Raw genomic sequence first — 14,074 nt, 5'->3', positions numbered from 1 at the left:
GAATATGCTGCGCTGGCAGGCCTCTTAAACGCCGCTCTGGCCGTCAGAGCCGATATAGGCGATGCGGACCATGTTGGTGGCACCCGGCGTGCCCAGAGGGACACCGGCGGAGATGATGATGCGGTTGCCGGGTTTGCCGAAGCCTTCGTCAACGACGATGCGGCAGGCGCGGTTGACCATGTCATCGAGATCGCTGGCGTCACCGGTGACGACACAGTGCAGGCCCCAGACAACGGACAGGCGGCGGGCCGTCTGGATGATCGGAGACAATGCAATGATCGGAACCTGTGGGCGCTCGCGCGCGGCACGCAGGCCGGTGGTGCCCGATGATGTGTACGTGACGATGGCCGACAGGCCAAGCGTTTCGGCTATCTGACGCGCTGCCAGCGAGATGGCGTCCGCGCCCGTTGCTTCCGGCTGCGCGCGCTGCGCGTAGATGATGCTGGAATAATGCGGGTCCTGCTCCACGGTGCTGGCGATGGAGGCCATGGTGGACACGGCCTCGACCGGGTAGTCGCCGGAGGCGGATTCGGCAGAAAGCATGATGGCATCTGCGCCTTCAAAAACGGCGGTTGCCACGTCAGAAACCTCTGCGCGTGTCGGCACCGCAGCTGAAATCATCGATTCCAGCATCTGGGTTGCGACAACGACCGGCTTTCCAGCGCGGCGGCAGGCTCGGGTCAATTGCTTTTGAATGCCCGGAACGGCTTCCAGCGGCATTTCGACTCCCAGGTCGCCACGGGCCACCATCAGCGCGTCGGACAGGGCAATGATTTCTTCGATACGCTCGACAGCCTGCGGCTTTTCGATTTTCGACATCAGTCCGACACGACCACCGGCGATCTTGCGGACTTCGACCAGATCTTCAGGTCGCTGAACGAAGGAAAGCGCGACCCAATCCACTTCGTCGGTGGCGAGAACGGCATCCAGATCGATGCGGTCCTTTTCCGTCAGCACGCCCACGCCCAGAAGCGTATCGGGAAGGCTGATGCCCTTGCGGTCGGAAATCTTGGTGCCGGAAACGACCGTAGTCACGATGCTCTTGCCATCGCATTTTTCGGCGCGCAGGTGCAGCTTGCCATCATCGATCAGCAGACGGTCGCCCGGCTTGACGGCTTCGAGAATTTCCGGATGGGGCAGGAAAACGCGGTTCTTGTCACCAAGCTCTTCGCGGTTGTCGAGCGTGAAGGTCTGGCCGGGGACGAGGTCGACCTTTGTTTCGGCGAATTTGCCGACGCGCAGCTTCGGACCCTGCAGGTCGGCCAGGATGCCGATGGGGCGGCCATTGCGGCTTTCCACGGCACGGATGCGCTGAATGAGGCTTCGCATCACATCATGGCTGGCATGGCTCATATTGATGCGGAACAGATCGGCGCCAGCCAGATGGAGCTTCTCGATCATCGCTTCATCGGATGAAGCCGGACCAAGAGTTGCAAGGATTTTGACTTTGCGGTTACGCTTCATCAGTTCTGACTTTCCTGTGTACCTGGCGTGTCCGAAAGCTGGACCATCCAGCTTCCCTGTCGGCCCGTATCGTATTCCTTGAAGCCCATTCGTTGAAAACTACGGGCATAGCAATCGTCGACGCCGTTGATCTTGAATTCGTTTTCAGCGACGCACATGTTGACGTCGCCGGTCCAGCGGCCGCCGCGGGCGGCGTCCTCTGCGTAGAGGTAATAGTAGCGCGACTGCAACTCGCCCTCGATCAGCGTAGCACATGTGGAGGCCGGAACCTGCCACCAGCCTTCGCTGACCCAACCGTCCTGCCCGCGGTAGCCGATGGCGACGCCGACGAGGTTCTGCGTGCTATTGCAGACACGGAAATCCGCCAGTGCCGGCTGGGCAATGAGGAGAGGGGCGCTGAGAACGGCGGCTGCGGAGAAAAAGCGTATCGCGCGCCGGTATTTTTCAAGGAGAGCGGAGAATGTGTGTGGCACGGCTTCCATCCGGATTCCATGGTTATGAAATGAAAACACTTCTTGGCGCGGACGCCCGAGAAAGTCAACGCAAGTTCAATCGATTATACGGCCAGTGGGGTCTCTTGCGCGGCGATGCCGATGGCTGTCTGCGCCTCCAAACTTGCGCGTGGCGTCGAGCCATGCCATCAAGCGTCTCTCCTTACCGGCTTTCAAGAAATCCCCAATGTCAGACTTCCAGCCCTACGAAATCATAGAAGGCGATTATGACAAAGGCATGGTCCTGCTTGCGGATCACGCCACCAATCTCCTGCCTGCAATTTACGGGAATCTCGGGTTGCCGCAAGCCGCTTTTCAGCGCCATATCGCCTACGATATCGGCATCGAAGGCCTGACGCGGCAGCTTGCTTCTTCATTGGGTGTGCCCGCAGTCATGAGCCGGTTCTCCCGCCTGCTGATCGATCCCAATCGCGGCGAAGACGACCCGACGCTGATCATGAAGATATCGGACGGGGCCATCATTCCGGGCAATCATCTCATCACTGCACAAGAATGGGATTTGCGGCTCAACAGCTATCACCGTCCTTATCACAATGCCGTGGGGTCTGTTTTGGAGCGGGTGGCCGGGCAGTCCGGCAAGGCACCTCTGGTCTTTTCACTACATTCCTACACGCCGTTCTGGAAGACCGTTGCTCGCCCGTGGCACGCCGCCGTGCTGTGGGACACGGATGACCGGGCCGTTACGCCGTTGCTTGCGCACCTGCGGGCTGCGGGGGATATTCTGGTGGGTGACAACGAACCCTATGACGGCGCACTGAAGGGCGATACGATGTATCGCCATTGCATGATGAAGGGTATCGCGCACGCGCTTTTGGAAGTGCGGCAGGATTTGATCGGCGATGAGGCAGGTATTGCTGCCTGGGCTGCGCGTCTCGCTCCCATTTTCGCCGTAATGAACGATGATCCCACGCTGCACGAATACCGGCAGTTCGCCTCGCGGACCGGCCCGTATTGAATGGAGAAGACGATGAGCGAACTGACCCCACAGCAGAAAACGGAGTTCGAGGCCGCGGCTTTTCGCAGGCTTGTCAAGCATTTGCGTGGCCGCAGTGATGTGCAGAACATTGACATGATGAACCTTGCCGGGTTTTGCCGAAACTGCCTGTCCAACTGGTACGCTGATGCGGCCAGGGATGCCGGCGAAGAGGTGAGCAAGGACGCGGCGCGCGAGATGGTCTACGGCATGCCCTATGAGCAGTGGAAAAACCTTCACCAGGCCGAAGCCAGCGACGCCCAAAAAGTCTCATTCGAACAAAACCGACCGAAGGAATAGGACCGGGCAACCGGAAACGGCTTGACGTGAGGCTCGCGGGCGGGCAGTTCACCAGCCGGGAATTTGGCTGCTCTCAAGGCAGCGGGCGAAGATGTCGCCATGTGACGAACAAGGCTCTATGCGAGCCGCCACCATGAAGGATGAAATGATGGACGAAACAGCCACAACAGAAACAGTCGCCGCCGCCGAACTGCGCCAGTTCATCGAGCGCATCGAGCGCCTGGAAGAAGAAAAAGCGGCGATCTCTGGCGATATCAAGGACGTCATGGGCGAAGCGAAGGGTCGTGGCTACGATACCAAGGCCATCCGCACCATTATTCGCCTGCGCAAGAAGGATGCCAATGAGCGCATCGAGGAAGAAACCATTCTTCAGACCTACATGGCTGCGCTGGGCATGGAATAACGGGCAGGCGGCGTCGCGTTTACGCAGCCCGCCGGCATTCAATCTGAGTCTTGATGGCGGTGCCTCTGGTGCCGCCATTTTTGTGTGTAATTCGGGCCGATTGGCGAATTGTGCAAGCGATTCGGGATTGGTCAGCATCGTCTGCGGGCTGACGATCTTGCCGGATTGGCTGCGGTTGCCATCAGGTCTTTGCGTCAACGCCAGACCATGCCGATCGCGTCAACTGTGTCAGGTTTCGGGCGCAAAGAACGCATCGATGGCGGCCATGGCCTGGCTGCGATAGACATCGCGTTCCAGAAACAATTCATGTCGCGCACCGGTGACGGGGATGAGTTGAGCAGCACGGAAGTTGCGGGATAATTCTTCAAGTGCGGCATAACGCGAGATCGTATCCAGCATTGGTGCCAGGATAAGTGTCGGCACGATGACCTTGGTCAGATGGTCCTGACGCTTGACCCAAGGCATCGTCTTCAAGACTTCGAAAAGCCAGCGTGCCGTTGGCGCACCGACGAAAAGTTCGGGATGTTCCAGACCGATGGACGCATTGCGGGCAAAACGCACCGGGTCCGATGTCAGCGGATTGCCCTCGAACTGCCGTTCCCGCTGGTCCTTGCCCAGTTGCATGCCACCGAGGCCGATGAGCGTGAACAGCGTGGCGATGGTCCTGATCCAAGGAGCTGGAAGAGACTGCCCGCTGAGCGAAATGAAGGGCGAGCTCAGCACCATACGCTCAATGCGGTTTGCCAGCATGGGCGCCATGGACAGCGCGGCCAGTCCGCCAGTGGAATGGGCGATCATGAAGAAGGGGAGTCGGGTATCCGGCAGGACGACCTGCTCCAGAAAAAGCGAAATATCTTTCTGGTAGTCGGAAAAACGGCGCACATAGCCCGCATGGACCTTTTTCAGCATGCGCTCGGAACCACCCTGTCCACGCGTATCGAAGGTCGCGACCCAAAAGCCCTTGGCGGTCAGGTCGTTGATGGTCTCGAAATATTTTTCGATACATTCGTTTCGACCGTGCAAAAGGACGATGGTGCCTCGGGCGACCGACCGGCTGGAGCGAAAAATCGCATAGCGCAATTTCTTGTTTTTATGACCGTTGAAGAAGCCTGCAATATGGTTTTCGGGCACGGGATTGCCCTTGGTCGCGTGCAATATGGCTTCGGTCATGGATGCTGTTTCCGAGGTGGCGCTGAAGAGGTGTTCCAGAACGGGATAGGTCGCGCATTCCCTTGCGTCAAAGGAAAAGGTGCGTGGCGTCTGAAAAATTGCCGGAACCGTCGGTTTAGCAGTCGCGGTTCCGGCGAGTATGACAGAAGAAGAAGGGACGTTATACTTCTGCCGCCGGAGATAGCCTCCGATATCGCTTTTTTAGCGGTGGCAAAATGAACGTTTTCGGAACTTCCCGTTCAGATAAAGTTCAGATGTCGTCGGTGCGAAAAATCCTCTTGAACTTCCTCAGCAGCCTTCCCATCTCTTGATCACGGTCGCCAGAACGGGGCCGCAAACCGGTCACCCATCGCCACGACGGGGTGGGGGCCATTACCGCAAACAGTCGCTTCTCAAGGAGGACACCATGCGTCACGTCGATTTTTCCCCTCTCTACCGCTCGACAGTCGGTTTCGATCGTCTTTTCTCCATGCTCGATGGTCTCGGGCAGCCAGAGCAGGCCCAAGCCTATCCGCCCTACAACATAGAGCGCACCGGCGAAAACACCTACCGCATCACCATGGCGGTCGCAGGCTTCGATGAAAATGAACTCAGTATCGAATCCCGCGCCAATGTGCTGACCGTTAAGGCTGAAAAGGCCAACGAAACCAAGGAGAACGAAGGCGAATTCCTGTACCGGGGCATTGCCAAGCGCGCCTTCGAGCGCCGCTTCCAGCTTGCCGATCACGTCGAGGTTCAGAACGCTTCGCTGAAGAACGGTCTGTTGCACATCGATCTTCTCCGCAACATTCCAGAAGCCATGAAGCCACGCCGTATCGCTATCGTTTCCGACGTTACGGACGAACCCAAGCAGATCGAAGCTCAGGTCACGCCCACTCAGGTCAACTGATCTACCGTTACCACGCTGCGAACGGCCCCTGTCATGGGGCCGTTTTTGTTTGTGCGTCCGGCAGTGCCGTTTCAGTGGCTACGATTCGGGATTTTTCCTTGGCCTTGTTGGCATAACGTTGTGCGATCACGGCGCAGGCCATCAACTGGATCTGGTGGAAGAGCATGATTGGCAGTACGATTGCGCCGATGCTCTGGCCAGCGAAGATCGCGCTCGCCATCGGTACACCACTTGCAAGGCTCTTCTTGGAGCCGCAAAAGGTGATCGTGATCTCATCTTCCTTGTCGAAGCCCAGAAGACGGCTGCCGAACATGGTGATGCAAAGAACAACGGCCAGCAAAAGGATGTTGATGCCGATCACCACCGCGATGTCGCGCAGCGTGAATTCCTGCCAGATACCTTCGATGACGGCTTCGCTGAAAGCGAGATAGACGACCATGAGGATGGAGCCACGGTCGACCGGTGCCAGCAACGTCTTGCGGGCGCGAATCCAGTCACCGATCCATGGCTGCAAGAGCTGGCCGACGATGAAGGGCAGCAGCAATTGCAGGAAAATCTGACCGAAGGCGTCGAACGAAAAACCTCCGCCATGACCGCCAACGGTAAACAAAAGGCCGACAAGCAGCGGTGTCAGGAACATGCCGAAAATGTTGGATGCCGAAGCCGAGCAGATGGCCGCCGGGACATTGCCGCCCGCCATCGAGGTAAATGCGATGGAGGATTGCACTGTCGATGGCAAAACGCACAAAAAGAGGACGCCCATGTAAAGCGGAGCCGGTAGAATGCTCTCCGGTATGTAACCCAGCCCGACGCCGATCAGGGGAAATACGCCGAACGTTACGAGAAGAATAGCAAGATGCAGGCGCCAGTGCAGAATGCCGGCCACGACGACATCGCGGGCCAGTCTGGCCCCATGAAGGAAAAATAGCAGGGCAATCGCGCAACTGGTGGCGATGCCGAAGTAGTGTGCGGGTTCACCGCTGACAGGCAGCAACGATGCGAGAATGACGGTTGCGACCAGCATCAGGGTGAAGCGATCTGGCAGGAAGCGGCTCATGATAGCAATTCTTTCCATTGTCCGGTTTCGTCTTGAATTGGCTGTCAGTATCGCTCATCATGAAACAAGATGCAAAAACTAACAGTTATCACGTTTCAGGATAATCATGCTCAATCTTCAACATTTGGCCAGCTTCGTCGTACTGGAGCAAACGATGAGCTTCACCCACGCCGCAGAACGACTGGGCATCGGCCAGTCTACCGTCAGCCAGCATATTCAGCGGCTGGAGGCTTCGCTTGGCCAGAGGTTGATCGCGCGCGATACGCATCGTGTCCGCCTGACCCCGGAGGGAGAGGCGCTCTTGGGGTATGCTCGCAGCATGCTGGATATCAACAACAAGGTGGCGGCACTTTTCGGCGAAAACAAGTTGCGCGGCCGCCTGCGACTGGGTGTTTCGGAAGATTTCGTATCGACCCGCCTTACGGTCATTCTGGAAGAGTTCACACGGCTCTATCCACTGGTGGATCTGGAGCTGACTGTGGCGTTGAGTGGTGTACTCTACGAAATGCAGGACAATGGCGAGCTGGATGTGGTGCTGGCCAAACGACGACTGGGCGATCAGCTCGGTCACTTCCTCTACCGCGAACCTCTGGTGTGGCTGGCAAAAGACCCGGATGCCGTTCTGTCGAGGGAAAACGCCCTGCCACTCATCGCCTTTTCACCACCCAGCATCACCCGCAAGGTCGCTCAGGAAGCACTTGATCGTGCCGGTGTTGCATGGCGTATCGTCTGCACTTGCGGTAGCCTCAGCGGCCTGACCGCCGCTGCCCGTGCGGGAATGGGCGTCTTCGTCCAGCCGCGCAGCATGGCCCCAACAGGTCTGCGGGAGCTGCCCAAGGGTGCGCTGCCCGCCTTGGAGGACGTAGAATTCGTGCTTCAGCCGAGGAAGGGCGCAGATGCGGAATTGGTGGAGGCGCTATCCAAGCTCGTGATGGCGAAGGGCATGGTGCCGGGGAGTTCTGTGTGAGCTTTCCTCTCCGTCATTCCGGCCCTGAGCCGGAATCCAGTCAGCCCAAGTCCTTGGGCTGAAGAGACTTTTCTCGCCGCGCAGACGCGCGTCTGCTGGATACCGGATCAAGTCCGGTATGACGAAGGAGAGTGGGTTTACGCCGCCCCGCAAATCCGCAGGAAATCATCAACGTCATTTTCCAGCGTCGCGAAGCTGGTGACGAGGCGGATGAGTTGTTCGTTTTCGCCGACGGGTTCCGGCATATCGTGGGGAGCGGGCCAGTCGTAGAAGCTGGCACCGGCGTCCTTGGCGGCCTTGGCCTTGTCCTTGTTCAGCACCACGAAAAGCTCGTTGGATTGCGTCGGCCAGGCCAGACGTGCGCTGTTGGAGGCAGACAGGCCGTCGCGCAGGCGCGTTGCCATGGCGTTGGCGTGGGCGGCCAGTTCCAGCCAGAGGTCGTCCTTGAAATAGGCATCGAATTGCGCTGCCATGAAGCGGGTCTTGGAGAACAGCTGGGCCGAACGCTTGCGGATGAAGGGCAGGTCTTCTGCCGTTTTCGGGTCCATGTAGACGATGGCTTCCGCGCACCAGCAACCGTTCTTGGTTGCGCCGAAGGACAGTATGTCGACCCCACGTTTCCATGTCATCTCTGCTGGCGTGGTGCCCAGCGCCATCATGGCGTTACCGAAACGCGCGCCGTCCATATGCAAGGGTACACCGGCATTTTTGGCAATTTTCGAGATTGCGTCGATTTCATCGAGTTCGTAGACCGTGCCTTGCTCTGTCGCCTGCGTCAGCGTGACCAGCATCGGCTGGCCCTGATGGATGGAGCCGGGCGGGAAGCGGCCGATGGCGGCTTCGAGGTTTTTGGGCAGCATCTTGCCGTTGGGTCCGGCAACCGGCATCAGGCGCGAGGCGTTGGAGAAATAGACCGGTGCGCCGCATTCGTCTTCGATGACATGGGCTTCGGAGTGACAAAAGGCGATGCCGCCGGGGCGGGCGACGCTGGCCATGGCCAGTGAATTGGCAGCCGTGCCGGTGCCGACGAAGAAGACGGCGACTTCGCGTTCGAAGATTTCGTTGAAGCGCTTCTCGATGGCGCGGTCCAGTTCGCTGGTGCCATAGGCGGCGGCAAAGCGGGTGGATTCCTTCATCAGCCGCTCATTGATGGCGGGGTGGGCGCCTGCCCAGTTGTCGGAAGCAAAAAACATGGGTCTGCACTTTCGATGAGTTGACGATGGGCGGGAGTGGCTGTCGTGCCAAACGATTGTCGTTTTATGGCCTTATCGTCGGGAACGCAAATCAGGCAATGAAAGCAATGATTTCGTCATTTTGCCGGAAGAAAATTGCGCAAAGATTCCCGCGCGAGACATTTAGCGTCATTTTGTGTGTTTATAAAATGTTGCGGTGGACTTGCAGAGCGCGGTCGTTTCTGTCAAAATCCAATCAGAATTGAGACAGCATTGCTGTCCTAAATTGACAAGCGGACGCGAAGCCTCTATTCGGAAACGGAGGGGAGGTCGAGTGTCCGCCTCTCTGCGTGAAGCCATGCAACCTGTTGCAGGAGGGACGAAACATGACGATCAAGCTGGAGGGCGAAAACGCCGCGGCGATGTTGACCAACGACTGTCCGACGGACGCTCAGCCGCAGGCTGCTGCTCCGCGCGCAACGATTGGTGGTCTGCCTGAAAAGCAGGGTCTTTATGATCCGCGCAACGAGCACGATGCCTGCGGCGTCGGCTTCGTGGCGCATATGAAGGGTCAGAAGTCCCACCAGATCGTCAAGGACGGCTTGTTCATTCTCGAAAACCTGACCCACCGTGGTGCCGTTGGTGCCGATCCCCTGATGGGCGATGGCGCGGGCATTCTGGTGCAGATTCCCGACAAGTTCTTCCGCGACGAAATGGCAAAGCAGGGCGTAACGCTGCCCAAGGCTGGCGAATATGCCGTTGGCCACATCTTCATGTCGCGCGATGCAGCCCAGATCGAGCACTACAAGAAGGTCATCATCGATGTCATCGGCGAGGAAGGCCAGCAATTTCTCGGCTTCCGCGATGTGCCGGTCGATAACTCTTCGCTTTCCAAGGCTCCCGACATTGCCGCCACCGAGCCACACCATGTTCAGGTCTTCATCGGCGCAGGCCGTGATGCCGCGACCAATGCCGAGTTCGAACGCCAGCTGTTCCTGATCCGCAAGGTTCTGTCCAACCGCATTTATGACGCTGGCGGCGGCAAGGAAGCGCAGGATTTCTATCCCGTTTCGCTGTCGTCTTCGACCATCGTCTATAAGGGCATGTTCCTGGCCTATCAGGTCGGTGCCTATTATAAGGACTTGGCCGATCCGCGTTTTGAAAGCGCAGTCGCACTCGTTCACCAGCGTTTCTCGACCAACACCTTCCCATCGTGGAAGCTGGCGCACCCGTACCGCATGGTCGCCCATAACGGCGAAATCAACACGCTGCGCGGCAACGTCAACTGGATGGCCGCGCGTCAGGCCTCGGTTGCCTCGCCGCTGTTCGGCGAAGACATTTCCAAGCTCTGGCCGATTTCCTATGAGGGACAGTCGGACACCGCCTGCTTCGACAACGCGCTCGAATTCCTCGTGCGCGGCGGCTACTCCATGGCACATGCCGTGATGATGCTGATCCCCGAGGCATGGGCTGGCAACCAGTCCATGTCGCCAGAACGCAAGGCGTTTTACGAATATCATGCAGCACTGATGGAGCCATGGGATGGCCCTGCTGCCGTTGCCTTTACCGATGGCAAGCAGATTGGCGCGACGCTGGACCGTAACGGTCTGCGCCCGGCCCGTTACCTCGTCACCGATGATGACCGCATCATCATGGCGTCGGAAGCTGGCACATTGCCGGTGCCGGAAGAGCGCATCATCAAGAAGTGGCGCTTGCAGCCGGGCAAGATGCTGCTGATCGACATGGAAAAGGGCTCCATCGTTTCTGACGAAGACGTCAAGCACGAGCTTGCCGCTAAGCATCCGTATCGCACATGGCTGGATCGCACCCAGCTCATTCTCGAAGACCTGAAGCCCGTCGAGCCACGCGCGCTGCGTCGCGACGTATCGCTGCTCGACCGTCAGCAGGCCTTCGGATACACCAGTGAAGACACCAAGCTTCTGATGTCTCCTATGGCGACGACCGGTCAGGAAGCCATCGGCTCAATGGGCACGGATACGCCGATTTCGGCCATGTCGTCCAAGTCGAAGCTGCTTTACACCTATTTCAAGCAGAACTTCGCGCAGGTCACCAACCCGCCGATCGACCCGATCCGTGAAGAGCTGGTGATGAGCCTTGTTTCCTTCATCGGCCCGCGCCCGAACATTCTCGACCACGAAGGTGCTGCCCGCGCCAAGCGTCTGGAAGTGCGCCAGCCTATCCTGACCAATGGCGATCTGGAAAAGATCCGTTCCATCGGCCACACGGAAGACCGCTTCGACACCAAGACGCTGGACTTCACCTATGCGGTGGAGCGCGGTGCCGAAGGTATGCCGGAGATGCTCGACCGTCTCTGCGAGCGTGCTGAATCCGCCGTTCGCGGTGGTTACAACATCATCGTCCTGTCTGACCGTCAGCTGGGGCCGGACCGCATCGCCATTCCGGCGCTGCTGGCCACCGCTGCCGTCCACCACCACCTCATCCGCAAGGGTCTTCGCACCTCGGTCGGCCTCGTGGTCGAAACCGGTGAGCCGCGCGAAGTTCACCATTTCTGCCTGCTGGCCGGTTATGGTGCCGAAGCCATCAACCCATACCTTGCCTTCGACACGCTTCTGGACATGCACAAGCACAATGCATTTCCGAAGGAAGTGTCCGACGATGAAGTCGTCTATCGCTACATCAAGGCGGTCGGTAAGGGCATTCTCAAGGTCATGTCCAAAATGGGCATTTCCACCTACCAGTCCTATTGCGGCGCGCAGATCTTTGACGCCGTCGGTCTGTCTTCGGAATTCATCGAGCAGTATTTCTTCGGCACCGCCACGCAGATCGAAGGCGTTGGCCTGACGGAAATTGCCGAGGAAACCGTATCGCGTCACACAGACGCCTTCGGCAAGGACCCGATCCTTGCCAGCACGCTGGATATCGGTGGCGAATATGCCTACCGCATGCGTGGCGAAAGCCATGCCTGGAGCCCGGATGCGGTTGCCACCTTGCAGCACGCCGTGCGTGGCAACAGCCAGGAGCGTTACCGCGAATTCGCAGAGATGGTGAACGACACCAACCTGCGCATGAACACCATTCGCGGCCTGTTCAAGGTCAAGGGCGCAGAAGCGCTGGGCCGCAAGCCGATCTCTGTCGATGAGGTCGAGCCAGCGGTGGATATCGTCAAGCGCTTCTCCACCGGCGCCATGTCCTTCGGCTCCATCAGCCGCGAAGCGCACACGACGCTCGCCATTGCCATGAACCGCATTGGCGGCAAGTCGAACACGGGTGAAGGCGGTGAAGAATCCGACCGTTACCTGCCGCTGCTCAACGGTCAGCAGAACCCGGAACGCTCCGCCATCAAGCAGATCGCATCCGGCCGCTTCGGCGTGACGACGGAATATCTGGTCAATGCCGATATGCTGCAGATCAAGGTCGCACAGGGTGCAAAGCCCGGCGAAGGCGGTCAGTTGCCCGGCCACAAGGTGGATGCAACGGTTGCCAAGACCCGCCACTCCACACCGGGCGTTGGCCTCATCTCGCCACCGCCGCACCATGACATCTACTCCATCGAAGATCTGGCGCAGCTGATCTATGACCTGAAGAACGTCAACCCGGAAGCCGATGTTTCCGTGAAGCTCGTCTCGGAAGTCGGCGTCGGCACGGTTGCCGCCGGTGTCGCCAAGGCGCGCGCCGACCACATCACCGTCTCCGGTTTCGATGGCGGCACGGGTGCGTCTCCGCTCACCTCGCTCAAGCATGCCGGTTCCCCATGGGAAATCGGCCTTGCCGAGACACAGCAGACGCTTGTCATGAACGGTCTTCGCTCGCGCATCGCCTTGCAGGTGGATGGCGGCTTGAAGACGGGTCGCGACGTCATCATCGGCGCATTGCTGGGAGCCGACGAGTTTGGCTTTGCAACCGCTCCTCTGATCGCGGCTGGCTGCATCATGATGCGCAAGTGCCACCTCAACACCTGCCCCGTGGGCGTTGCCACGCAGGATCCGGTTCTGCGCAAGCGCTTCAAGGGCACGCCGGAACACGTCATCAACTACTTCTTCTTCGTGGCCGAGGAAGTGCGCGAAATCCTGGCTTCGCTTGGCGTTGCCAAGCTGGATGAGATCATCGGCGCTTCCGAACTGCTCGAGAAGGATGAGATGCTGGCCCACTGGAAGGCCAAGGGGCTGGACTTCAGCCGTATCTTCCACAAGGTCGATGCTCCCAAGGAAGCGACCTACTGGACCGAGCGCCAGAAGCACCCGATCGACGATATTCTTGATCGCAAGCTGATCGAGAAGTCGATGCCGTCTCTCGAAAACCGCGAGCCCGTGGTCTTCGAAGTGCCGATCAAGAATGTCGACCGCTCTGCCGGTGCGATGCTTTCGGGCGCGCTGGCCAAGCGTTGGGGCCATAAGGGCCTGAAGGACGACACCATCCATGTGCTGCTGCGCGGCACGGCGGGTCAGTCCTTCGGCGCGTTCCTCGCCCGCGGCATCACTTTCGATCTGGTGGGCGACGGCAACGACTATGTCGGCAAGGGTCTCTCGGGTGGCCGCATCATCGTGCGTCCGCCGGAAAATGCCCGTATCGTGGCCGAAAACTCCATCATCGTCGGTAACACCGTGCTTTACGGTGCCATCACCGGCGAGTGCTATTTCCGTGGCGTGGCGGGTGAACGTTTTGCCGTGCGCAACTCCGGTGCCATCGCCGTTGTCGAAGGTGTGGGCGACCATGGCTGCGAATATATGACCGGCGGTATCGTCGTGGTCCTGGGTGAAACCGGCCGCAACTTCGCGGCCGGCATGTCAGGTGGCGTCGCCTATGTTCTGGATGAAACGGGCGATTTCGCCAAGCGCTGCAACATGGCCATGGTCGAGCTGGAGCCGGTGCCGGAAGAAGACGACATGCTGGAAAAGCTGCACCATCACGGCGGCGACCTCATGCACAAGGGACGTGTGGACGTTTCCGAGGACATGACGCGCCACGACGAGGAGCGCCTCTACCAGATGATCTCCAATCACTTCCACTACACCAACTCCAACCGCGCCAAGGACATCCTCGACCGCTGGAGCGAGTTCCGCCCGAAATTCCGCAAGGTCATGCCGGTCGAATACCGCCGTGCCCTTGAGGACATGGAGCGGATGAAGATGGGTGTTGCGGCGGAGTAGTTGGGTTTTGACAAATCTTGTGATATGCTTTGTCATAT

11 protein-coding genes are annotated in these 14,074 nt (G+C 58.9%); 6 read left to right on the top strand and 5 right to left on the bottom strand.

Annotated elements, in window-relative coordinates; genetic code table 11:
• Positions 1-24 precede the first annotated feature (24 nt).
• Positions 25-1,464, bottom strand: a complete 1,440-nt coding sequence (gene pyk / locus ASF29_RS18470; protein WP_062452114.1) for a pyruvate kinase — start codon at positions 1,462-1,464, stop codon at positions 25-27.
• Positions 1,464-1,946, bottom strand: coding sequence for a DUF1036 domain-containing protein (locus tag ASF29_RS18465; protein WP_062452113.1), 483 nt, complete (start codon positions 1,944-1,946; stop codon positions 1,464-1,466). Before ASF29_RS18465 ends, pyk begins: the two co-directional genes overlap by 1 nt.
• A gap of 196 nt (positions 1,947-2,142) precedes the next feature.
• Between ASF29_RS18465 and ASF29_RS18460 the strand changes: the two genes are divergently transcribed.
• From ASF29_RS18460 to ASF29_RS18450, 3 genes are all read left to right on the top strand, one after another.
• Positions 2,143-2,931 carry an N-formylglutamate amidohydrolase gene (locus ASF29_RS18460; protein ID WP_062452112.1) on the top strand — a complete coding sequence of 263 codons (789 nt, stop codon included), beginning with the start codon at positions 2,143-2,145 and terminating at the stop codon, positions 2,929-2,931.
• Between the two features lie 12 nt (positions 2,932-2,943).
• Positions 2,944-3,249: a DUF1244 domain-containing protein gene (locus tag ASF29_RS18455; protein WP_062452111.1), complete on the top strand. Its 306-nt coding sequence runs from the start codon at positions 2,944-2,946 to the stop codon at positions 3,247-3,249.
• A gap of 145 nt (positions 3,250-3,394) precedes the next feature.
• Positions 3,395-3,652 (top strand): DUF2312 domain-containing protein, encoded by a 258-nt coding sequence (locus ASF29_RS18450; protein WP_103089095.1) that lies wholly within the window; start codon positions 3,395-3,397, stop codon positions 3,650-3,652.
• A 228-nt stretch (positions 3,653-3,880) separates the two neighbouring features.
• Here the strand turns inward: ASF29_RS18450 and ASF29_RS18445 are convergent, their stop codons facing one another.
• Positions 3,881-4,822 carry an alpha/beta hydrolase gene (locus ASF29_RS18445; RefSeq protein WP_062452110.1) on the bottom strand — a complete coding sequence of 314 codons (942 nt, stop codon included), beginning with the start codon at positions 4,820-4,822 and terminating at the stop codon, positions 3,881-3,883.
• Positions 4,823-5,228: 406 nt separating this feature from the next.
• On the opposite strand from ASF29_RS18445, the gene ASF29_RS18440 reads away from it, so the two are divergent.
• Positions 5,229-5,711, top strand: a complete 483-nt coding sequence (locus ASF29_RS18440; RefSeq protein WP_062452109.1) for an Hsp20 family protein — start codon at positions 5,229-5,231, stop codon at positions 5,709-5,711.
• A gap of 31 nt (positions 5,712-5,742) precedes the next feature.
• Here the strand turns inward: ASF29_RS18440 and ASF29_RS18435 are convergent, their stop codons facing one another.
• A complete protein-coding gene (locus tag ASF29_RS18435) occupies positions 5,743-6,768 on the bottom strand; it encodes a bile acid:sodium symporter family protein (RefSeq protein WP_062452108.1) in 1,026 nt (341 codons plus the stop codon).
• 106 nt (positions 6,769-6,874) lie between these two features.
• On the opposite strand from ASF29_RS18435, the gene ASF29_RS18430 reads away from it, so the two are divergent.
• Entirely contained in the window at positions 6,875-7,735 is an 861-nt protein-coding gene (locus tag ASF29_RS18430) for a LysR substrate-binding domain-containing protein (protein ID WP_062452107.1), read from the top strand.
• A gap of 137 nt (positions 7,736-7,872) precedes the next feature.
• On the opposite strand, the gene ASF29_RS18425 is transcribed toward ASF29_RS18430, so the two are convergent.
• Positions 7,873-8,928, bottom strand: coding sequence for a low specificity L-threonine aldolase (locus ASF29_RS18425; RefSeq protein ID WP_062452106.1), 1,056 nt, complete (start codon positions 8,926-8,928; stop codon positions 7,873-7,875).
• Positions 8,929-9,293: 365 nt separating this feature from the next.
• Between ASF29_RS18425 and gltB the strand changes: the two genes are divergently transcribed.
• The gene (gltB, locus tag ASF29_RS18420) at positions 9,294-14,036 is read left to right on the top strand and encodes a glutamate synthase large subunit (RefSeq protein ID WP_062452105.1); all 4,743 of its coding nucleotides are present in this window, start codon (positions 9,294-9,296) and stop codon (positions 14,034-14,036) included.
• Positions 14,037-14,074: the final 38 nt, after the last annotated feature.

Origin of the sequence: Rhizobium sp. Leaf262, from assembly GCF_001422245.1 — a bacterium.
Lineage (GTDB): Bacteria > Pseudomonadota > Alphaproteobacteria > Rhizobiales > Rhizobiaceae > Agrobacterium.
The sequence above is the reverse complement of the archived record's forward strand: the minus strand, read 5'-3'. Positions and strand labels throughout refer to the sequence as shown.

Coding starts and splice junctions, on each gene's coding strand:
- ASF29_RS18460 (WP_062452112.1), top strand. CDS start 2,143: ATGTCAGACTTCCAGCCCTACGAAATCATAGAAGGCGATTATGACAAA.
- ASF29_RS18450 (WP_103089095.1), top strand. CDS start 3,395: ATGATGGACGAAACAGCCACAACAGAAACAGTCGCCGCCGCCGAACTG.
- ASF29_RS18435 (WP_062452108.1), bottom strand. CDS start 6,768: ATGAGCCGCTTCCTGCCAGATCGCTTCACCCTGATGCTGGTCGCAACC.
- ASF29_RS18445 (WP_062452110.1), bottom strand. CDS start 4,822: ATGACCGAAGCCATATTGCACGCGACCAAGGGCAATCCCGTGCCCGAA.
- ASF29_RS18425 (WP_062452106.1), bottom strand. CDS start 8,928: ATGTTTTTTGCTTCCGACAACTGGGCAGGCGCCCACCCCGCCATCAAT.
- ASF29_RS18430 (WP_062452107.1), top strand. CDS start 6,875: ATGCTCAATCTTCAACATTTGGCCAGCTTCGTCGTACTGGAGCAAACG.
- ASF29_RS18455 (WP_062452111.1), top strand. CDS start 2,944: ATGAGCGAACTGACCCCACAGCAGAAAACGGAGTTCGAGGCCGCGGCT.
- gltB (WP_062452105.1), top strand. CDS start 9,294: ATGACGATCAAGCTGGAGGGCGAAAACGCCGCGGCGATGTTGACCAAC.
- pyk (WP_062452114.1), bottom strand. CDS start 1,464: ATGAAGCGTAACCGCAAAGTCAAAATCCTTGCAACTCTTGGTCCGGCT.
- ASF29_RS18440 (WP_062452109.1), top strand. CDS start 5,229: ATGCGTCACGTCGATTTTTCCCCTCTCTACCGCTCGACAGTCGGTTTC.
- ASF29_RS18465 (WP_062452113.1), bottom strand. CDS start 1,946: ATGGAAGCCGTGCCACACACATTCTCCGCTCTCCTTGAAAAATACCGG.